Genomic DNA, 19,880 nt, shown 5'->3' on the forward strand with positions numbered 1-19,880 from the left:
ATAAATTATTTGCTGAAAACGGCACCTATGCTGACCCGGCTGTCTACTCTGTCGGGATTAAAGACCATCAGGTACTGGGCGTAGGCGAAGAGAAAGGCCACTCTGCCACCCATGGTGAAAGCTGCCTCACTGTCTCCTTTGTTTCCATCAGCTTTGGGGGTCTGATAATCCATACCTGCCAGGGCTGAGACTGTCAGCAGGTTCAAGGCATTGAATTTCAAATAGATTTTTGGAAGGTGTTCGGTCAGGGTGAGAGTCTGCCCGCTTCCCAGATCATCCAGGGCCCAGGACTGACCGAATTCATACTCGGCACCAACGGACAGGGTGGGGAAAAACTTGTATCCCACACCGCCGAAGGCCGCAAAGCCCAGGGGATAACCATTGAAGTCGCTGTCCGTATTTGTAATGAAATATCCATTGTAACCTGCTCCCAGCTGTATATCGATAAAGGGGAGGGCATAGGCAGAAACAGAACACATCATCAGGATCAGAGACGCCATTAAAAATTTCTTTTTCATAAATCATTTTCTCCTGTTTTGAATCGCAGAGATTTTCTTCTGATAATTATAGAGCATATCCTTTTCAAATTCAGCATTGTCAGTATAGGCTCTTCCAAAAACGGGTTGCCAGAGCTGAGGATCTTCCATGCACATATAAAAAAAGACATCCTCCCTCCACTCTTTCAGCCCCGTTGCGGCGGCTTTAAAGAGCTCTTCCTTGATCTTCAGGGGGTAGGACCACTTCCCGGCGGCTTCCTCCAGGGGCATCTGCAGTATCTTGCTGAGGATGGGGCGCTCCCGCAGTTGTTTCAGAACCGGTTTGATAAAGGTCAGAGTCCCCAGGGAGACGCATAGTACCTCCTCGGCTTTGAACTGCCGGGTCATCTCCCTGGTCAGGGCTTCATAATCAGACTCCCATCCCTTGTACCAGACCATGGGATGCAGATGGAAGCCCACAGCTATCCCTCTATCCGCCACCATCCGGGCCGCCTCCAGCCGTTTCTCCAGGCTGGCTGTCAGTCTTTCTTCTGCGGCAATAAGGGGTGGTGTGTTGAGTGACCAGGTCAGGAGCATGTTGGGGGGGACATCCAGTTCGAGCAGCTCTTTTACATTGTCTGATTTTGTCTTGAGTTCCAGGATGACATGAGGGTTTTTCCATGCAAAGCGGCAGAGATCTTCCAGAAGGCCGTCCCGGTTTCCCCACATGAGGGAGTCCGAGGATTGTCCCGTCCCGATATGCCAGGTTTTCCCCGGGTCAAGATTCAGTTTGGCGAGCTTTTCTTTCAAGTCGCTGTGAAAGAGTATTTTATTTTCCGAATAAAAGGACTGTATGGAGCAGTAGGAGCAGTCAAACCCGCAGTTGATCACCGCATCCAGTGTCTTGAGATTGCAGCAGCGGGTTTTTTCCGAGGCAACAGGACAATCTCCCAGAATCTGGCGTTCATCCAGGATGGCTTGAAATCCCGGGACGGGATTCACTATCTTCCCGGGTGAAAAATTGCTGTAGTCCTTGGGCACATCCTTCAGTTTTTGCCAGGAGAGGGTCAGTGACTTAAAGCGTTTTTCCTTTTCTCCCCGGTCTCCGGGTTTCAGGCTTTCCGGGACACCCCAGTGCTCTTCCAGGCTCCCCTCATCCCAGGTTTCCAGATCCCGTGAGATCCGGATGATCTGCCTTATCTGCTGAACCGAGAACTGCCAGTTCCGGCAAATCTGTTCCAGGAATTCCCTGTCTCTCTTCTCGAGAGCCAGGTATTCCCTGCTCCCATGAAACTGTGATAGTTTATTGTCCATAACTTGCCTGTCATACTAAAAGATATAAGGATGTTGTCATAGGTGAAATTGAGGTTCTTTGATATTCTTGCCCTGGTTTTTTCTCTGGCAGTTTTCCTGCTTTTTACCCTCTACGGCCGCAGCATCAGTCAGGAAGAGGGATACATCATCATCGAGGATGTCCAGGGGAAGTCTATCTATCCCCTTACTGAGGACCGGGAACTTCATCTGAAAGGTCCGGTGGGAAAGACTATTCTCTCGATTCAAGACGGCCAGGCCCGGTTTGTGTTCTCCGACTGCCGCGATCAACTTTGCGTACAGATGGGAGAGATCCATCGAGGCGGGGAATGGGCAGCCTGCCTGCCTAACAAAATTTTCATGTTTACCGGCGGCAAAGGGGAAGATCAGGAGGTGGATGCAGGTGTTTACTGAAAAAAGACTCAACCGGATAGCCCTCCTGGGGGCCTTCAGCATGTTCCTGTCCACCATCGAGTATCTCTTTCCCCGGCCCATTCCCTTTATGCGTCTGGGTCTGGCTAATCTGCCGGTGATCCTCGGTCTGGAGATCCTGTCGGCCCCAGCCTATTTTCTCCTTATACTGCTGAAAGTCCTGGGACAGGCACTGGTAAACGGGACTCTGGCCTCCTATGTCTTTCTCTTTTCATTGTTTGGTTCTTTTGCCAGCGGCTTTGTCATGTGGCTTTGTTACAAGGCCCTGATGCCGCGGATTTCCTTTATCGGCATCAGCATCATGGGGGCTCTCGTCAGTAATATGACTCAAATCCTGTTGTCCATCAGCTTCATCTTCGGCCCCTCGGCCTGGCGGATTCTTCCTCTTTTCCTGGGGCTCGGTCTGGTTTCCGGTCTGTTTATCGGACTTTTCGCCCAGCGCTTTTCAGAGAAATCACGCTGGTGGGCTCTCTTCAAAGAGAAGGCTCTTCTTGAAAAATAAAAAAGTACAGCCGCGGCGCAGGGACTCTCTGGCTCTCCTGCTGAGTCCATCCCTGAGATTCTGGACGGGTATGGCCCTGATTCCCGGATTCTTTATGATCGAGTCCCTCAAAGTAAAGGTTCCTCTGGTTCTGTTTTTTGCCCTGTTGGCATATTTGGCAGGGAAGAAGATCAGGTTTCTCTATTTTTTCTTTCTCATCGGTTCCATTACCTTTTTCCACCTGCTTACACCTGTGGGGCGGATACTCATGGAAATCGGTCCCATAAAAGTAACCTCGGGTGCCCTGCTCACAGGCTTGACCAAGGGGCTCAGCCTCTGTGGTCTTGTGTTCCTCTCCCTCTTTTCGGTGACCCCGGATCTAAAATTGCCTGGAAAACTGGGCGGTCTTTTGGCCAGAACTTTTTATTATTTCGAGGAGATACTGAACGGACGGAAGAGGATCTCTCCCAGAGATTTTATCGGAAGTCTGGATCTGGTTCTTCTGGAACTGTTTCCACCTGAAGGAATGGATGATCCACCCCAAAGGGAGGTCATTGAATTCCGGGGGAGCAGGCTTGTTTCCACTCTGTATGTTCTCCTTCTCTTCATTTCAGTCTGGGGGAGTTATTTTTGGTTCACCCTTATGTCCTAGACAGTGCGCCGGGATGGCTGATCACTGAAAAACCAGCGGGTCTGCTGTCGGTTCCGGGAAGGGGACCGGAGAAGGCCGATTGCCTCTACACACGTCTGCAAAAGGAATACCCCACAATTCTCGTGGTTCACAGGCTGGATCAGGCCACCTCCGGTTTGATGGTCTGGGCCCTGAACAAAGAGGTTCAACGGCAATTGGGCCGGCAGTTTGAAGATCGGATTGTTTATAAGGAGTATCAGGCTCTGATTTCCGCCAGACTTCCCGAAGGAAAAGAGCGTCTTGAATTAAGGCAGCGCCTGGATGTGGAACATCGTCCTCTTCAGATTGTGGATGAAATTCAGGGGAAGATTTCAGTGACCCGCTGGAGAGTCCTGGAAGAACTCCCCGGGGGGATCTATCGGGTTCAGCTGTTCCCTGAAACCGGACGCACTCATCAGCTCCGACTGCATATGGCCACCCTGAAGGCTCCGATTCTGGGCGATCAGTTATACGGTGGTCCTGAGTACACGCGGATGGCTCTCCACGCCTGTGTTCTGGAATTTGAAGATCCTGAAACGGGAAGTATCAGGCGATTCGAGTCGCCCGTGCCTTTTTGATCAGTCCAGGAATCCCTGCTCATCGATGTATTTCTGAGCCATGGTTCTGTCTGCGGCATCAATCCTGTCTTTATATTGATTTAAAAAATCATGGTCATACCGGGCGGCGCACCACAGAAGGCTCCATACGGAGTTATTCTTCTCTTTTCCCAGTTTCTTGTAAATCCTGTATACCTGCAGATAGGCTTCCAGTATTTCATCAGTTTCTTGAGAGGAGAAGGTCTCTCCCACACCCAGACGGTTGTAGACGGTGATGATTTCATCTGGATAGATCAGGTCCGGATCATCACTGCGCATGGTATTGCGTATATAAAGGTCGGGCCATAGAAAAATATCGTCCCAGTAGTATCCTGTGATCAATGAAAAGCTCTCGTCCTTCACGACGGTATGCTCTCCGGTGATGTAGCGTTTGATTTTTTCTTCTTCCGTCTCCATTTCAGAAAGTATCTCTTTACCGCTGGGCTTTCCAGCATCTTCAATCTCCATTTCAATGACGGGTTGTTCTACCATCTTTTCAGGCTGTACTTTCTTTGAATCCCTGGTAATTACCTCAGGAACTTTTTCAATATCATCCCTGAGTGCCTTTCTTTGCTGGAGGTAGTCGTAACCGTAACGGACTCCAAACAGCAGAATCAGCATCAAAAAGAGGAACAACAGGATATTTCTTAGTCTTTTTCTTTCCATCAATTTCAATTATCGGTGAATCAGTTCGTAAAGTACACTAGAAAATTGTTCTTCCTATCGGCTTTCTTATGATAGAACAGCCTCTCCCTGCAGGGATATTCCCGTAGATCCCGTGATTTTAACAGGAATGAAATGGCCGGGTTGAATAGAATCATTTCCGTTGAAGTGGATATTGATTTTTCCTTCTGTCAAACCTGTCCAGCGGAGACCGTCCCTGGATTTTCCCGTCACCAGAATGTCCATTGTGCTTCTGATTAGGGACTCATTGTACCTTCCAGCGGATTTGATAAACACATCCGAAAGGATATGGAGGCGGCGTTTCTTGACATCCTGGGGAATCTTGTCATCCCATCGGGAACTCACGGCTCCGGGACGGGGTGAGTAGATGGCGATATAGGCCATGTTATAACCGAACTCTTCCAGGGCCAGGCGGGTGTTTTCAAAATTGTCTTCCGACTCATCCGTAAATCCTACAATAATGTCTGTGAAGAGAGTCGCCTGGGGAAGAATCCTTCGGATATTGTTCACAATAATACGGTAGTCTGCCAGGCTGTGATTCCGGTTCATCTTTTTCAGAACCTCGTTATCACCGGACTGCAGGGGCAGATGGATTTGTTTGGCCAGACATTTGTAGCGGGCCATGGTTTCCAGGACATCCATTGTCATATCCCGGGGATGGGGAGACGTAAAATAGAGCCAGAAGGGATGCTCTGCCAGGTCCCCAATTTTCCCGATTTCATCCAGGAGCTCCGCAAAGCTGAGTTCTTCATCCTTATCCAGACCATAGGAATTGACGTTCTGTCCCAGAAGGGTGATAGATTTATACCCCTTTGAGAGGAGAATCTTGATTTCATTCAGAATATCTGATGAGGGACGGGAGACTTCCCGTCCCCTGGTGTAGGGCACGGCGCAGTAGGTACAGAACTTGTCACAACCGTTTTGGATGGGGATGAAGGCTTCGTACCGGGAGTCGTAGGAGGGGCTGATTCCCCAAAACTCACCCTGGTTATGATGATGCTGCAGCCCTGTGGGGGTGGTTACCCCGTACTGGCTGATCATATCGGGTAGCCCGGTCATGTCATTGGTATCAAAAACCAGGTCAAAGGTCTTCAAAAACTTCTTTTTATCCTCGTCCAGCAGGCATCCGGTCACAAAGGTGATGAGATTCTTGTCCTGCTTCCATTTATTCCAAAGATGAATCCGGCTGTAAACCTTATCAATGGCCTTCTGCCTGACCGAGCAGGCTACGATTCCCAGGATATCCGCGTCTTCTTCCTTGTCGGTTTTGACAAATCCCATATTGGAAAAAACAGTTGTGAGCCGTTCGGAATCGGATATGTTCATCTGACAACCCAGTGTGAGTACATAATATTTCATAAGGGGAGTATCACTCCTTTTTAAACCAGTCTATGATGCGGCCGGCTATTTCTGCCCGGTCGCAGCCGTTGACCAGAACATGAGGGCTCTTCTTCAGAAGCATATGTTTTTTCCGGCTGCTGCTGATCCCGTTTTCGATGATAGGAACCGCATCGGGAGCTACCGTTTTATCCCCATCGGACACAATAGTCAAGGTCGGAGATGTTACCTGAGAGAGATGGGCCAAGGCTCTTTTCCTCAGGCCGATCATGTCTGCCACTTTGGCCACATCTGTTCGGACCCAGTACTCTCTGCCCAGGGCTTTCCGCTCCTCATCCTCTTCTTCCTCTTCCTGCCAGCTGCCTTTCAGGGTAGGGATGAGATATTTCAGGAAGGGGCTTTTGTAGACCTGTCTTTTTCTGATACTGATGGCCGGTGCCATAACCACGATGGCCCTTGGATCAAAGATCTCGGCCAGTATAAGGGTCAGCAACCCGCCCATGGACAACCCGGCAATGTAGACATTCCTGTACCGGGACTGGAGGAGAATATATTCATCCAGGACACAGCGCAGCCAGTCTTGCCCTGTGGATTCATGAAAATCCCGGGCATTGCTGCCGTGTCCGGGGAGTCGCGGCAGAGACACGGTATAGCCCTCTGATACCAGCCGGTCATAGAGGTAAAAAAAATTGGAGGTTAATCCGGTGAAGCCATGGATCAGCAGGACCGCGTCATCGCCGCCCTTATGAAAAAGGGGTTGGCCAAGAGGGGATATTCTTGTCTCAGAGGGAATCTTCATCAGGTTCATATTTCTCTCCATGGATGGGCGGCCTTCAAGGGGCTTCCTGTACCAATAAGATTGACCTTATTTCAAAGGATAAGCAATGTCAAACCCGCATCGGCTGCTGTTTTTTTTCTTGTGCATCACCAAAGCTCAGATATAATGAATCACCATGGCTGATCATTTTTCAATCTGGAAATTTCTCATCCTCCTCTCTGTCAATCTGATCCTGGCAGGAGTCTTCCTCTATCGTTTCAGGAAACACTTCCTTCATAAAAAGCAGACCTGGCAGGAGGAGCAGAACAGTCTGCTGAGGAAGATTAAAAGAAAGAATGAGCTTCTCTCTACCATGACTCATGAGTTGAGGACCCCTCTGTCGGTGCTCAGAACCTCCCTGGATATACTCTTGGAAGAGAGGCCCGGCCCCTTGACCGAACAGCAGCAGATTCTCCTGGAATCTTCAGTGGATAATGTGCTCCGGCTGATCCGTTTTTCCAACTCCATCCTGGCCGTGGTCAAAATTGATTCCTCCGGATTCAAGCTCTCCCGCAGTCCCGCGGACCTGCGGACAATCATCAGAAGTGTCTGCCGTGAAATGAAACCCTGGATGAATGAACGGGGAGTGGAGCTGCGCTATTCCTACCCCAATCTGCTCCGGAAGGTCATGATTGATCCGACATGGATAGGCCAGGTGTTGATCAACCTGATTCACAATGCGGGAAAGCATCTGAACCGGGACGGCCGGGTGGATGTTTCGGTGATCGATAATAAAAGCTCCCTGGTTGTCTCTGTGGCAGACAACGGCAGGGGCATTGAAAATACGGATAAGCCCCATATCTTTGTGGAGTTTTATCAGGGACGGGATGAAGAGCGCCTCGACGGGGCCGGATTGGGACTGACCATTGTCCGGGATGTCATTCATATGCACGGCGGAGAGGTATATGTCTCCTCGGTGGAAGGTCTGGGAACCACCCTTTCTTTTACACTCCCCGATACAGGGACCCTCGCGGATACTGGATCTCCCCCGCCAATACAGGATGGCATATGAAAGGACGCTTATTGATTGTTGATGATGAACCCCAGCTCACGGGTCTGCTGGAGTACCTGCTCAAGGATGAAGGGTATGAAACCTCTTGTGCCGCCTCGGGTGAACTGGCCTTGGTTCTGGCTGAAAAAGACCACTTTGATCTGATCCTGCTGGATATCAACCTTCCCGGCATGAGCGGCATGGAGGTCTGCAGAAGGCTGGGAGCCTCCGCCCCTCCGGTTATTTTTCTCAGCTGCCGGGATGATGACAGTGATGTAGTCGGCGGCCTGGAATCAGGCGCCGAGGACTATATTACGAAGCCATTCAATCACCGGGAGCTGATCCTGAGGATCGAAAAAGTTCTCAGGCACACCTCCGCCACTTCTGTAATCCGCTGCGGAGATCTTGAGATTGATATTCAGGATGAACGGGTCAGGTGCAGGGGCTCCCTGATTCATCTGTCTCCCATCGAGATGTCTCTCATCAAATGCCTGGCTGCCTCACAGGGCCGCATTGTGTCTTGGCAGGAACTCATTGAAAGAGTCTGGGGGTATCATGACTGGGAGGGGGGGCATGATATTGTGAAGGTGACCATAGGAAGGATAAGGAAAAAAATTGAAACACAGCCGGGGTGTCCCCAATATCTCCATAATGAATGGGGCAAGGGGTACAGACTCTGTTTCAAGAATTTTCCGGTTGAGCCGTGAGGATTGCACTTGTTACCGAATTGTTCCTTGTTCTGATAGTCAATGCGGGTAAAAATAAGAGAGCCTGTACTCGTCCCTCCGGGGATAAGGACGGGTTAAAAACCCGGATATCCGGGAATGGAGGAATCTATGAAAAAGGTACTGCTTGTTTTATTAAGCCTGATGCTCCTGAGCACCACCGCGTTTGCCACCGGACAGAGTGAGGGGGGAGTTAAAAATGTAACCGCTTATACGACTCTGGATGAAGAGCTGGCACGGGATGTTTTTAATGCATTTGAAGAAGAAACTGGAATCAGAGTCGACTGGGTTCGCCTTTCAACTGGAGAATGTGTGGCCAGAATGGAAGCGGAAAAAGATAATCCCCAGGCCAGTATCTGGTATGGAGGTGTCGGCCTTGGGCACATTGAAGCCAAAGATAAAGGATTGACGACACCCTATAAATCAGCCAAGGCTGCTATGCCCGATCAGTTCCGGGACAGTGAATATTACTGGTCAGGTATTTATGCAGGGCCTCTTTGTTTTGAAAGCAACACAAAAATGCTCGCAAAATACGGCCTTAAGGCTCCCCGGTCCTGGGAAGACCTCATCAAACCTGAATATAAAGGACAGCTTCAGATGGCTAATCCCGGATCATCCGGCACGGCCTACAATGTTCTGGCCACCATGGTTCAGATCCTCGGAGAAGACAAGGCTTTTGCCTATATGAAAGAGCTGGATAAAAATATTACCCAGTATACACGCTCCGGTTCTGCACCTGGCAAAAATGCCAGTATCGGTGAAGTCACCATTGCCATCGGTTATGCCCATGACGGTGTAAAACTTGTAGATGTAGGATATCCTCTGGATATCACCTTTCCCAAAGAGGGAACTGGCTATGAAGTGGCTTCGGTCTCTCTGATCAAAAACGGACCTGCCGAAGAACTGGAGAATGCAAAAAAACTTTATGACTGGGCTCTGGGTGAAACTGCTGCAAAGCTCTATGCCAAAAAATTTGTGGTTCCCTTTGTGGATGTACCTCTGGCCAAAGGTGCGGTTCCCATCAGCGAGGTGAACACCATTGTACAGGATGATGTGTGGTCTGCCGCCAACAAGCAGAGGCTCGTCGACAAATGGAATGAAGTGATCGGTGGAGAAGACCGGACCGAAGCTAAATAATAAATCCTGATCCTGAACCCGGGGACTCTTTGATCCCGGGTTCAGGTTTTTTTATCTCTTATGGGAGGACATAATGATCCAACAACGTGATGCCGATCAAGTCATCAAAGGCCCGAATCCTTTTTATCAGCTGACCCGGGAACCCATGCTTCTGGCGGTTGTTCTGTTTCTTCTGGCTTTACTGGGTCTGTTCATTGTTTACCCCCTCATTGCCGTTGCCAGAATGAGTCTGACCAGCTCTGACGGAAACTTCTCGGCGGAAGTTTACAAATATGTGTTTACCCACCACCGGTATAAAAAAGCGATTGGAAATTCTGTCCTGCTGGGAACCATTGTCGCCACAACGGCAACCTTTATCGGCTATGTCTTTGCCTTTGCTCTCACAAGAGGACAGATCCGCTGGAAGGCTTTTTTCAACACCATGGCCATCCTGCCCATCATCTCGCCGCCTTTTATGTTTGCCCTGTCGGTGATCCTCCTGTTCGGACGCAATGGTCTGATCACTGCCGGACTCCTGAAGCTGGATGTGTCGGGACTCTACGGACTCAAAGGGCTTGTCATCGTTCAGACCATTGGTATGTTTCCTATGGCCTACATGACCCTCTCGGGAATACTCCAGGGAATTGACCCTGATTTAGATACCTGCGCCATGAACCTGGGGGCTAAAAGAGGTCGTGCTTTTTTTACGGTGACCCTCCCTCTCTGTGTCCCTGGAATATTCGCCTCCTGGCTGCTGGTTTTTGTAGCCTCTCTCACGGATTTCGGAAACCCCATCATTCTGGGGGGCGACTTTGATGTCCTTTCGGTTCAAGCCTATCTGGAGTTTACGGGGATGGGGAATCTGGCACGGGGAACAGCTCTGGCCATCCTGTTGCTGGTACCCACAGTGGGGGTCTTTTTTATTCAGAAGTACATTATGAAGAATAAGACCTATACCACCATCACGGGGAAATCCTCCAGGCGGGGAGTCATCATCGTCGGACCCGTGGTCAGAAATGTTCTTTTTGCATTCTGTCTGCTCTTTTCTCTCTTTGTCCTTATGTTTTATGTCACTATCATTTCCGGTAGTTTTATAAAACTCTGGGGAGTCAACTGGGGATTCACACTGGAACACTTTGCCTACAGCTGGGATGTGGGATCCAAGACGATGTGGAATACCGTGTTTCTGGCCCTCATTTCCACCCCCATTACCGCTTTTATGGGCATGGCCATTGCCTATATTGTGGTGCGCAAGAGTTTTCCGGGAAAGGATCTTATGGAATTCCTGTCCATGCTCAGTTATGCCATTCCGGGAACCTGTATCGGGATCGGATACATCCTGGCCTTCAACAAGGCCCCCTTTGAATTGTCGGGTACGGCCTTTATTCTGGTGGCCTGTTATGTCTTCAGAAATGTACCCATCGGAGTGGAAAGCGGCATCGCCGCTCTGAAGCAGATCTCTCCGGAAATTGAAGAGTCTTCCACCAATCTGGGGGGAACCAGCGGATATACATTCCAGCACATTACTCTCCCCCTGATCCGGCCCAGCTTCTTTGCCGGAGCCACCTTCGCCTTTGTCAGGAGCATGACCGCCATCAGCGCCATCATCTTCCTTGTCTCTGCCAGATGGAACCATATGACCGTTCTTGTACTGGCACAGACAGAAATCATGAGGCTGGGTGTGGCCTCGGTCATGTCCTTTGCTCTGATCGTCGTCATCCTTTCTGTGATTCTCCTGATCATGAAACTGACGGGTCTCAAGCAGGCACAGGTTTTCGGAACATCCAATTGACCCTTCGGCCTAGCGCGAATAATTACCAAGGCCCTTAGGCCTAGCGCGAATAATTACCAAGGCTCTACAGAGCCTTGGTAGTACAGAGCCTTGGTAGCACAGAGCCTTGGTAGCACATGGACCTTGGGTGCATATGGACCTTGGGTGCATATGGACCCTTCGGCCCTGAGCGAATAATCACTTGAGCTCCATTGGAGCCCGGGTAAGAAAAAAAGGAGAAAATATGAGCCAGGCAGAGAAATATCTGGATTTAAATAATGTTGTCAAAGTCTTTCAGGATGGCCAGGGCGGCCGGGTCAGGGCCGTTGATGATGTCTCATTGAGCATAAAAAAAGGGGAGTTCGTGACCCTTCTGGGACCCTCGGGATGCGGCAAAACAACCACATTGAGAATGGTTGCCGGGTTTGAGGTTCAAAACAGCGGGGATATCATCCTCAATGGTAAAAATATCGACAACGTGGCAGCCTATGACCGGAATATGCCCATGGTCTTCCAGAGCTATGCTCTCTTTCCCCATATGTCCATCTTTGAAAATATCGCCTACGGACTGAAAGTGAGGAAAATGTCCAGGGAAACCATCAGAAACGATGTGGCCATGGCCTGCCAGATGGTGAATCTGTCGGGCCTTGAAAAACGCTATCCCGGAGAACTCTCGGGAGGGCAGCAGCAGAGAGTCGCCCTGGCCAGAGCCCTGGTTCTAAAGCCTGAGATCATGCTTTTTGATGAACCTCTGTCCAATCTGGATGCCAAGTTGCGCATACAGACCAGAACGGAAATCATGCGGGTTCAGCAGATGCTGGGAATCACGGCCTTGTACGTCACTCATGACCAGTCCGAAGCCTTGAGCATGTCCGACAGGATAGTGGTGATGAATCAGGGGAAAGTCGAGCAGTTCGGTACCCCCGAGGAAATCTATGCCAGCCCGGCAACTCCTTTTGTGGCGGATTTTATCGGGAATGCCAATTTTGTAAACGTTCTGGTCAAGGAGGACCGTAAGAATGCCCTCTTTGTGTATGTTCAGGATGAAGTTCTGGAACTGATCAAGGATTCTGATGAGGTCTACAGGGAAGGGGAAGAACTGACTCTGGCCATTAAACCGGAATCCATGGATATTACTGAAGAAAAAACGGGATTCACAGGAGTTCTGGAAATTGTCTCCTATCTGGGGTCAACAACGGAATATAAAATCGAGTTTAACGGATCTTTTTTGACTGTGATACACACCAATTCGGGGAACCGGGATGTGAAGAAACGAAAATCCGGCGACAGGGTGAATCTTCACTTTGAAACCGACGCCTTTCAGGTATACCGGGGCTGATCCATTTTTCATTTTTCCTGTATAATGATGATCATTTAAGAATCTTGATTATTTCAGGATAGGAGTATGAAATTATGGAATTGAAGAATTTTTTCCCCGGGGATGACCAGAAACTTGAAGATCTTGGAGACGGGGTCAAGCGAAAAATAACCGCATTTCATGACAATCTGATGTGCGTGGAAGTTCATTTTGAAAAAGGAGCTGTCGGAGCACTGCACAGTCATCCCCATGAACAGATCTCCTATATTGTTTCCGGGGAGTTCGAGTTTACTATCGGGGGAGAAAAGAAGATCTTGAAAGCAGGAGATTCTACCTTAAAACAGCCTGATATCGAACACGGAGCCCTCTGTCTCAAAGCCGGAATGCTCCTGGACTTTTTCACTCCCTGCCGGGAAGATTTTCTCTAGGAATTCTATAAATAAATGGTTCTGCACCCGGCTTCCTACCATAAAGATACAATCTTGTGGGAATCCGGGTGTTTTTTTCATTTGAATGAAACAAACAGGTTGGAGACAAATCATACTATATTTGTATAATTATTCATATTTTATCTCAGAATATACACTTCTAATGAATAATACCGGTTTGTTCGTTAATAATAATGTCCTATTCAACACCCAAACATTCCTCAGTTGTTTTTTTTATTGTTCCAAGCTAAAAAAATAGTGTAGAATAATATTATGAAAATTTCCCTTTCAGTCTAATTCTCCGCTCAACAGAGGGCTCCATGGAAACGTTTCTATGTATAGAGTCGTTGTTGCTGTGGTTATTACATATGAACTAAGGGAAAAACTAAATGTTATACAAGGAGATTGTATGAAAAAATTGTTCAAAATCAGTATTGTTTTATTACTGGTTCTTTCCGTCGCTGGACTGATGATCAGCTGTAGTAAGAAAGAAGCCGCTGCTCCGGCGAAAGAAACTGTAGCCGCTGCTCCAGTAGAAGACAGTAAATTCGGTGGCGTTCTCGTTTTCGGACGTTCCGGAGATTCTGTAGGTCTTGACCCCGGTCGGGAAACAGACGGCGAGTCTTTTTACGGCTCCACACCCGTATATGATACTCTGGTTGAGTTTGTACCCGGAGAAACTGCAGTACGTCCCGCTCTTGCTGAAAGCTGGAGCTTTGCTGCTGACGGTTTAAGCGTTACCTTCAAACTGAGAAAAGGCGTTAAGTTCCATGATGGAACCGACTTCAATGCCGCGGCCGTTGTTTATTCTTTTGAAAGACAGTTCAAGGAAGATCATCCCGCCTATAAGAATGGACCCTGGAAATACTGGGGATACATGGGAATGTCTGATATCATTGATGAAGTTGTTGCCGATGATGATTTTACGGTTACTTTCAAGCTGAAAGTGAAAGAAGCACCTTTTATAGCCAACCTGGCCATGGATTTTGCTGCCATTGTTTCACCTACGGCTGGCGAAAAATACGGAGAAGACCTGGCATCCAATCCTGTCGGTACGGGTCCCTTCAAATTTGTTTCCTGGATCAAAGATGACAGCATCGTTTATGAAAGAAACGACGATTTCTGGGGTGGAGATGTCTACCTTGATCGCCTGATTCTGAAAGTTATTCCCGATGCGACTGCCCGTTGGCTGTCTCTCAAAAAGGGTGAAGTGGATGTCATTGACTTCCCCTCTCCCGAAGACCTGGAAGAAATGAAATCTACTGAAGGAATCAAAGTGATTCAGCAGGCAGGTCTCAATGTCGGTTATCTGGCACTGAACACAGAGAAGGCTCCTTACGACAATAAGAAAGTAAGACAGGCCATGAACTATGCTATCGATAGAAGTGAAATCGTTGCCGGTGTTTATGGTGCGGCTGGTCAACCTGCCAAGAACCCACTGCCTCCCACCATGTGGTCCTACAATGACGACATCAAAGCCTATCCCTATGATCCTGAAATGGCTAAAAAACTTCTGGCCGAAGCCGGTTATGCCGATGGTTTCAAGACTGAAATCTGGGCCATGCCCGTTGCCAGACCTTATAACCCCAATGGTAAAAAGGTTGCAGAAATCATGCAGGCTCAGTTGGCTAAGGTTGGAATTGAAGTAGAAGTCATCTCCTATGAGTGGGGTACCTACCTTGATAAACTTGACTACGGCGAGCATCAGGCTGCCATGCTGGGTTGGACCGGTGATAACGGTGACCCGGATAACTTCCTTTGGGTTCTCCTGTCAAGCCAGGCTGCCGAAAAACCTGCCGGAAACATCGCTTTCTGGAAGAATGATGAGTTCACAGACCTGATTGGCGAAGCCAAACAGGAAATGGATGTTGCCAAACGGACTGCTCTGTATGAAAAAGCACAGGTGGTATTCCATGAGGAAGCTCCCTGGGTTCCCATTGCCCACTCTGTTGTTTCCGCGCCCATGAAAGATTCTGTTCAGGACTTTGTTCTCTATCCTACGGGAAGAAGAGTCTTTACCAAGGTCTGGATAAAGAAGTAAATAAATCTACATAGATTGACCTCCCGGGATTCGTTCAGGGAGGTTTTTCGCATACGGAGTCTTTTGTTTAAGAAAAACTCCGGACTGAAGGAATTATGATTCGATATATTTTAAAACGTTTGGTAATGTTATTGCCCACTCTTTTCGGTGTGGTCACTCTTGTTTTTTTTATGATAGCCCTGTCTCCGGGAGATCCAGCCCGGGTCATGCTGGGTGAGAGAGCCAGCCCGGAAAAACTTGAAAAACTTCGTGCTGATCTGGGCCTGGACAAGCCTTTGATACAGCAGTATGGACTCTACCTGAAACGCATTGTCCACCTGGATTTCGGGGAATCCATTAAATCCGGCCAGGATGTCATGGTTGAAATCAAGGCCCGCTACCCTGCCACCATTGAACTGGCCCTCTGTGCCATGATCTTTGCCACTGTACTGGGGGTGTGGATCGGCGTCATCTCGGCGACAAAAAAAAATACATGGATCGATTATACCTCCATGGTGGGAGCCCTCTTCGGTGTCTCCATGCCCGTCTTTTGGCTGGCTCTGGTTATGATCATGATCTTCTCTGTTCAGCTGAATATGTTCCCAACGGGGGGACGCATTAATATGAGGCTCTACTTTACTCCGGAAACTAATTTTTATCTTATTGATACCTTTAAATATCTTTTTCAGGGAAAACCGGAATATTTCCGTTCCGCCCTGCATCATCTGGTTCTTCCTTCCATTGCTCTGGGAACCATTCCGCTGGCTATCATTGCCAGAACAACCCGGAGCAGCATGCTGGAAGTCTTGAAGCAGGACTATGTGAAAACAGTGCGTTCCGCGGGAATCAAGGAACGTCGGGTTGTGTTTCGATATGCCCTCAGAAACGCTCTGCTTCCGGTCATCACGGTGATCGGTCTGCAGTTTGGAATGCTCCTGGCCGGAGCCCTTCTGACGGAGACCATCTTTGCCTGGCCGGGAATAGGGAAGTGGATCTATCATGCCATTGCAGCCCGTGATTACCCGGCTGTTCAGGGAGGGATTATCATTATTTCTACCTCTTTTGTACTGATCAATCTGGCAGTGGATGTCCTGTATTCTGTCATAAACCCCAAAATCAGGCTGCAGTAATAAAGGAACAAAACAGATATGAATGAAAAAAATGGAGAAGTCCCTAAGCACGAATCTCCACTAAAAGAACACTGGCATGAGCTGAAGCGGAATAAAACCGCTATGGCCGGCCTTATTATTATACTCATCTTTATCTTTGTGGGCATTTTTGCTCCTCTGCTGGCTCCCATGGATCCTCTGGAACAGAATATTGATATGAGGAAAACAAATCCCATGACCGCAGGGTATATTCTGGGAACAGACGATCTGGGGCGGGATATGCTTTCAAGACTCATCTACGGCGCCCGTATTTCAATGATCATCGGTGTGATCGCTGTAGGAATCGCCCTGTCTTTCGGGATCGTCATCGGTATGGTCTCCGCCTTTTACGGCGGCATGGTGGATAAGATCATCATGCGTCTCGTGGATATTATGCTGGCCTTCCCCTACATCCTGCTCACCATCGTTATTGTGGCCGTACTGGGACCCTCCCTCACAAATGCGATGGTTGCCATAGGGATTGCCCAAATTCCCCGGTACACACGGATTGTCAGAGCCTCTGTTCTGGCAGAAAAAGAGAATGACTATGTTCTTGCCGAGAGAGCTCTGGGAGCCTCCGATCTGGAACTGATGTTTTTATCCATCCTTCCCAACTGTCTGGCGCCCATTTCCGTCCAGGCCACCCTGGGGTTCGGCTCGGCCATCCTTGAATCGGCAGGACTCTCCTTTCTGGGCCTGGGAGCCCAGCCTCCTACTCCTGAGTGGGGTCTGATGATTGCCAGTTCCAAGGAATTTGTCACCAATGCCTGGTGGATCGTCACTTTTCCCGGACTTGCCACACTGCTGGCCGTTCTGGGATTTAACCTGCTGGGGGATGGCCTCCGGGATATTCTGGACCCGAGGATGAGAGACTGATATGGGAAACGAAAAACTAATCACGATTGAAAATCTAAGTGTTCATTTCCACACCCGCCGGGGTGTGGTGAAGGCTGTCAGGGATCTCTCTCTTCATATTGATAAGGGTGAAACCCTGGCCCTGGTGGGCGAATCGGGATGCGGCAAATCAGTCACAGCCCATGCCATCAACCAGCTGATTCCCATGCCTCCCGGTGTGATCGAAAGCGGTTCTGTCATCTTCAGGGACCGGGATCTTTTACAGCTGCCGGAAAAAGAGATTCAAAAGCTCCGTGGAACTCAAATTTCCATGATCTTTCAGGAACCTATGACCAGTCTGAATCCAGTTTTTAAGGTCGGGGATCAGCTGGCGGATGTTTTTTTGGCCCACCAGAAAATGTCTAAAAAACAGGCTCATGCTAAAGCTGTCGAACTTCTGGAACTGGTCAAGATTCCATCTCCTGCCAGAAGAGCCATGGATTATCCTCATCAGCTCTCTGGGGGGATGCGTCAGAGGGTGATGATCGCCATGGCTCTCGCTTCACCTGAACCCGGCTTGATGATCGCCGATGAACCTACAACGGCTCTGGATGTGACCATTCAGGCTCAGATCCTGGATCTGCTGACAGATCTCAAGGAAGAAGTGAATATGTCTATCCTGCTCATCACTCATGATATGGGTGTTGTTGCCGAAACGGCAGACCGGGTTGTTGTTATGTATGCCGGACGGAAGGTGGAAGAGGGGACGGTCTTTCAGATCTTTGATAATCCCTCACATCCCTATACCCTGGGCCTCCTGAACTCACTACCCTCCAATGAGAAGTATAAAGACTTCAGCCGCCTGGAGGCCATTCCCGGAAATGTTCCCGACCTTCTGGGTCTGGGGGAAGGATGTCCCTTCGCCAACCGCTGCGAATATGCCGATGCAGAGTGTGAAAAAAGCTTCCCTGGAAGTACAGCTCTGGAAGAGGGTCATACCATCTGGTGCTACAAAGCAGATGATGTGAAAAAACAAAAAGGATCCAAGAACTTATGAAATCATTGATGGAGGTGAAAAACCTCAAAAAATATTACCAGATCAGCGCCAGGGAAGGGGACAGGAAACAGACTCTCAAGGCTGTGGATGGCGTTTCCTTCGACATTAAGAAAGGCGAGATTCTGGGAGTCGTCGGTGAATCAGGCTGTGGAAAATCCACCCTGGGAAAGACTGTTCTCCGGCTTCATGAAAAGACGGATGGGCAGGTCTTCTATGATGAGAGGGACCTGTTCTCCCTGGATCATAAGGAGATGACAGAGCTCCGGAAAAGGATGCAGATGGTTTTTCAGGACCCCTTTTCCTCCCTGAATCCCCGTAAAAAGGTGGCCTCTATCATTGAGCAGCCTTTGAGAATCCATAAGGCGGGAACAGCCGAAGAGATAAGTCAGAAAGTGGAAGACATCATGAATGAAGTGGGGATCAATCCTCACTATAAGAAGCGCTTTCCCCACCAGTTTTCCGGCGGTCAGAGGCAGAGAATCGGTATTGCCCGGGCCCTGGCCCTGAATCCTGAGTTTGTCATCTGTGATGAGGCCGTTTCCGCCCTGGATGTCTCTGTTCAGGCTCAGATTCTGAACCTGCTGCTGGATCTAAGAGAAAAGCATGACCTGACCTATATGTTCATTGCCCATGACCTGGCTGTGGTGGAATATATCTCCACCCGGATTGTGGTTATGTACCTGGGGAGAATCATCGAGGTGGCAGACAAGATTGAGTTGGTGAAAAATCATACTCATCCCTATACGAAGGCCCTCTTTGATGCCTTTCCTCTGACCGACCCTCACAAGAGAGCTGACAGAAAGAAGACTGTCATGGGGGATGTGCCCAGTCCGGTTAATCCCCCCTCAGGCTGTCATTTCCACCCCCGCTGCTCCTACGCCATGGATATATGCAGAGAGCAGTATCCTGAACTGAAGGAAGTGGCTCCCGGTCATATGTCTGCCTGCTGGTTACATCAGCAGGGCTGATAATTTCAAATATAAAACCGCTCCTCCCCGGAGCGGTTCTTTATTGTACCGATAGGATCTCTCCGGTATTCTCTCTGATCAGATAGGCGCTCCCTATGGCTGCCGTCTGTATGCCCCAGTCACTTGTAATGACCTGTACTACGTCCTGGTTGTGAAGCATGGAGCGGTAATTTTTCTTTCTTGTCACCAGCCCCAGGAGATGGGGGCATCCCGAAATGACGGGACCGCTCAGAATGATCATATCGGGATTCAGCAGATTGATAATATTCCCGATGGATATGGAAAGATACTCAGCGACTTCTTCCATGACATGATAATAGAGTTCCCCTTCCTGAGACTGATTCAGGATATCTTCGATTTTCCCCGGAATGGGAACACTGTTGATGCGGGCCATACTCCTTCCCCTTTCCAGGATGGCGTCTTCTCCTATGAGAGCCTGAAGACAGCCTCTGTTCCCGCAAAGGCAGGAAGGACCGTTCGGAATAATAGAGGTATGACCCAGTTCTCCGGCGCCAAAGGAAGATCCCATATAGAGTTTATGATCCAGAATCAGTCCTGCGGCCACTCCTGTTCCTATGACGATGGATATGATGTTGCCGAAGTTACGGGGGTTATGGAGATAGTAGGAGGCAAGAGCGCTCACCTTACTCCTGTTGACCACCAGGCTGGAAAGACCGGAGGCGTCCCTGATCATTTCTC

General features: G+C 49.1%; 21 protein-coding genes. 15 read left to right on the forward strand and 6 right to left on the reverse strand.

Annotated elements, in window-relative coordinates; genetic code table 11:
* Positions 1-5: 5 nt before the first annotated feature.
* Positions 6-518, reverse strand: a complete 513-nt coding sequence (locus tag PF479_RS04460; protein ID WP_298002641.1) for a hypothetical protein — start codon at positions 516-518, stop codon at positions 6-8.
* Positions 519-521: 3 nt separating this feature from the next.
* Entirely contained in the window at positions 522-1,790 is a 1,269-nt protein-coding gene (locus PF479_RS04465; RefSeq protein ID WP_298002644.1) for a radical SAM protein, read from the reverse strand.
* Positions 1,791-1,832: 42 nt separating this feature from the next.
* On the opposite strand from PF479_RS04465, the gene PF479_RS04470 reads away from it, so the two are divergent.
* Genes PF479_RS04470 through PF479_RS04485 form a run of 4 tightly spaced genes read left to right on the forward strand, consistent with a single transcriptional unit; the run spans position 1,833 to position 3,948 of the window.
* Positions 1,833-2,201, forward strand: a complete 369-nt coding sequence (locus PF479_RS04470) for a NusG domain II-containing protein (RefSeq protein ID WP_298002646.1) — start codon at positions 1,833-1,835, stop codon at positions 2,199-2,201.
* The gene (locus PF479_RS04475; protein ID WP_298002649.1) at positions 2,191-2,721 is read left to right on the forward strand and encodes a Gx transporter family protein; all 531 of its coding nucleotides are present in this window, start codon (positions 2,191-2,193) and stop codon (positions 2,719-2,721) included. Before PF479_RS04470 ends, PF479_RS04475 begins: the two co-directional genes overlap by 11 nt.
* A complete protein-coding gene (locus PF479_RS04480) occupies positions 2,711-3,352 on the forward strand; it encodes a hypothetical protein (protein ID WP_298002652.1) in 642 nt (213 codons plus the stop codon). Before PF479_RS04475 ends, PF479_RS04480 begins: the two co-directional genes overlap by 11 nt.
* On the forward strand, positions 3,331-3,948 hold the full coding sequence (locus PF479_RS04485) for an RluA family pseudouridine synthase (protein WP_298002655.1): 618 nt from the start codon (positions 3,331-3,333) through the stop codon (positions 3,946-3,948). Before PF479_RS04480 ends, PF479_RS04485 begins: the two co-directional genes overlap by 22 nt.
* On the opposite strand, the gene PF479_RS04490 is transcribed toward PF479_RS04485, so the two are convergent.
* From PF479_RS04490 to PF479_RS04500, 3 genes are all read right to left on the reverse strand, one after another.
* A complete protein-coding gene (locus PF479_RS04490; RefSeq protein WP_298002659.1) occupies positions 3,949-4,632 on the reverse strand; it encodes a hypothetical protein in 684 nt (227 codons plus the stop codon).
* Positions 4,633-4,698: 66 nt separating this feature from the next.
* A complete protein-coding gene (gene miaB, locus PF479_RS04495) occupies positions 4,699-6,009 on the reverse strand; it encodes a tRNA (N6-isopentenyl adenosine(37)-C2)-methylthiotransferase MiaB (protein ID WP_298002662.1) in 1,311 nt (436 codons plus the stop codon).
* A 10-nt stretch (positions 6,010-6,019) separates the two neighbouring features.
* Positions 6,020-6,796 (reverse strand): alpha/beta fold hydrolase, encoded by a 777-nt coding sequence (locus PF479_RS04500; RefSeq protein WP_298002665.1) that lies wholly within the window; start codon positions 6,794-6,796, stop codon positions 6,020-6,022.
* Positions 6,797-6,941: 145 nt separating this feature from the next.
* Here PF479_RS04500 and PF479_RS04505 point away from each other — a divergent pair, with 145 nt between their 5' ends.
* The 11 genes from PF479_RS04505 to PF479_RS04555 all read left to right on the forward strand — a co-directional run bounded on the left by PF479_RS04505 (position 6,942) and on the right by PF479_RS04555 (position 19,181).
* On the forward strand, positions 6,942-7,817 hold the full coding sequence (locus PF479_RS04505; protein WP_298002668.1) for a sensor histidine kinase KdpD: 876 nt from the start codon (positions 6,942-6,944) through the stop codon (positions 7,815-7,817).
* Positions 7,814-8,503: a response regulator transcription factor gene (locus PF479_RS04510; protein WP_298002671.1), complete on the forward strand. Its 690-nt coding sequence runs from the start codon at positions 7,814-7,816 to the stop codon at positions 8,501-8,503. Before PF479_RS04505 ends, PF479_RS04510 begins: the two co-directional genes overlap by 4 nt.
* Before the next feature lie 129 nt (positions 8,504-8,632).
* Positions 8,633-9,658, forward strand: a complete 1,026-nt coding sequence (locus tag PF479_RS04515; RefSeq protein ID WP_298002674.1) for an ABC transporter substrate-binding protein — start codon at positions 8,633-8,635, stop codon at positions 9,656-9,658.
* A 73-nt stretch (positions 9,659-9,731) separates the two neighbouring features.
* Positions 9,732-11,429 (forward strand): iron ABC transporter permease, encoded by a 1,698-nt coding sequence (locus tag PF479_RS04520; RefSeq protein ID WP_298002677.1) that lies wholly within the window; start codon positions 9,732-9,734, stop codon positions 11,427-11,429.
* A 223-nt stretch (positions 11,430-11,652) separates the two neighbouring features.
* A complete protein-coding gene (locus tag PF479_RS04525; RefSeq protein ID WP_298002680.1) occupies positions 11,653-12,747 on the forward strand; it encodes an ABC transporter ATP-binding protein in 1,095 nt (364 codons plus the stop codon).
* A gap of 74 nt (positions 12,748-12,821) precedes the next feature.
* A complete protein-coding gene (locus tag PF479_RS04530; RefSeq protein ID WP_298002684.1) occupies positions 12,822-13,154 on the forward strand; it encodes a cupin domain-containing protein in 333 nt (110 codons plus the stop codon).
* A 409-nt stretch (positions 13,155-13,563) separates the two neighbouring features.
* On the forward strand, positions 13,564-15,195 hold the full coding sequence (locus PF479_RS04535; protein ID WP_298002686.1) for an ABC transporter substrate-binding protein: 1,632 nt from the start codon (positions 13,564-13,566) through the stop codon (positions 15,193-15,195).
* 95 nt (positions 15,196-15,290) lie between these two features.
* Positions 15,291-16,304 carry an ABC transporter permease gene (locus PF479_RS04540; protein WP_298002689.1) on the forward strand — a complete coding sequence of 338 codons (1,014 nt, stop codon included), beginning with the start codon at positions 15,291-15,293 and terminating at the stop codon, positions 16,302-16,304.
* A gap of 18 nt (positions 16,305-16,322) precedes the next feature.
* Positions 16,323-17,198: an ABC transporter permease gene (locus PF479_RS04545; protein ID WP_298002692.1), complete on the forward strand. Its 876-nt coding sequence runs from the start codon at positions 16,323-16,325 to the stop codon at positions 17,196-17,198.
* A 1-nt stretch (position 17,199) separates the two neighbouring features.
* Positions 17,200-18,213 (forward strand): ABC transporter ATP-binding protein, encoded by a 1,014-nt coding sequence (locus PF479_RS04550; RefSeq protein ID WP_298002716.1) that lies wholly within the window; start codon positions 17,200-17,202, stop codon positions 18,211-18,213.
* Positions 18,210-19,181 (forward strand): ABC transporter ATP-binding protein, encoded by a 972-nt coding sequence (locus PF479_RS04555; protein ID WP_298002719.1) that lies wholly within the window; start codon positions 18,210-18,212, stop codon positions 19,179-19,181. Before PF479_RS04550 ends, PF479_RS04555 begins: the two co-directional genes overlap by 4 nt.
* A gap of 40 nt (positions 19,182-19,221) precedes the next feature.
* Here the strand turns inward: PF479_RS04555 and PF479_RS04560 are convergent.
* The coding region (locus PF479_RS04560; RefSeq protein WP_298002721.1) for an ROK family protein at positions 19,222-19,880 on the reverse strand (659 nt) is incomplete at its 5' end.

Source organism: Oceanispirochaeta sp., assembly GCF_027859075.1.
Taxonomy (GTDB): domain Bacteria; phylum Spirochaetota; class Spirochaetia; order DSM-2461; family DSM-2461; genus Oceanispirochaeta.

What these genes read in the sequence shown, in the direction of transcription:
- PF479_RS04460 (WP_298002641.1), bottom strand. Translation starts at nt 518, where the DNA reads ATGAAAAAGAAATTTTTAATGGCGTCTCTGATCCTGATGATGTGTTCT.
- PF479_RS04465 (WP_298002644.1), bottom strand. Translation starts at nt 1,790, where the DNA reads ATGGACAATAAACTATCACAGTTTCATGGGAGCAGGGAATACCTGGCT.
- PF479_RS04490 (WP_298002659.1), bottom strand. Translation starts at nt 4,632, where the DNA reads ATGGAAAGAAAAAGACTAAGAAATATCCTGTTGTTCCTCTTTTTGATG.
- miaB (WP_298002662.1), bottom strand. Translation starts at nt 6,009, where the DNA reads ATGAAATATTATGTACTCACACTGGGTTGTCAGATGAACATATCCGAT.
- PF479_RS04500 (WP_298002665.1), bottom strand. Translation starts at nt 6,796, where the DNA reads ATGAACCTGATGAAGATTCCCTCTGAGACAAGAATATCCCCTCTTGGC.
- PF479_RS04505 (WP_298002668.1), top strand. Translation starts at nt 6,942, where the DNA reads ATGGCTGATCATTTTTCAATCTGGAAATTTCTCATCCTCCTCTCTGTC.
- PF479_RS04510 (WP_298002671.1), top strand. Translation starts at nt 7,814, where the DNA reads ATGAAAGGACGCTTATTGATTGTTGATGATGAACCCCAGCTCACGGGT.
- PF479_RS04515 (WP_298002674.1), top strand. Translation starts at nt 8,633, where the DNA reads ATGAAAAAGGTACTGCTTGTTTTATTAAGCCTGATGCTCCTGAGCACC.
- PF479_RS04520 (WP_298002677.1), top strand. Translation starts at nt 9,732, where the DNA reads ATGATCCAACAACGTGATGCCGATCAAGTCATCAAAGGCCCGAATCCT.
- PF479_RS04525 (WP_298002680.1), top strand. Translation starts at nt 11,653, where the DNA reads ATGAGCCAGGCAGAGAAATATCTGGATTTAAATAATGTTGTCAAAGTC.
- PF479_RS04530 (WP_298002684.1), top strand. Translation starts at nt 12,822, where the DNA reads ATGGAATTGAAGAATTTTTTCCCCGGGGATGACCAGAAACTTGAAGAT.
- PF479_RS04535 (WP_298002686.1), top strand. Translation starts at nt 13,564, where the DNA reads ATGAAAAAATTGTTCAAAATCAGTATTGTTTTATTACTGGTTCTTTCC.
- PF479_RS04540 (WP_298002689.1), top strand. Translation starts at nt 15,291, where the DNA reads ATGATTCGATATATTTTAAAACGTTTGGTAATGTTATTGCCCACTCTT.
- PF479_RS04545 (WP_298002692.1), top strand. Translation starts at nt 16,323, where the DNA reads ATGAATGAAAAAAATGGAGAAGTCCCTAAGCACGAATCTCCACTAAAA.
- PF479_RS04550 (WP_298002716.1), top strand. Translation starts at nt 17,200, where the DNA reads ATGGGAAACGAAAAACTAATCACGATTGAAAATCTAAGTGTTCATTTC.
- PF479_RS04555 (WP_298002719.1), top strand. Translation starts at nt 18,210, where the DNA reads ATGAAATCATTGATGGAGGTGAAAAACCTCAAAAAATATTACCAGATC.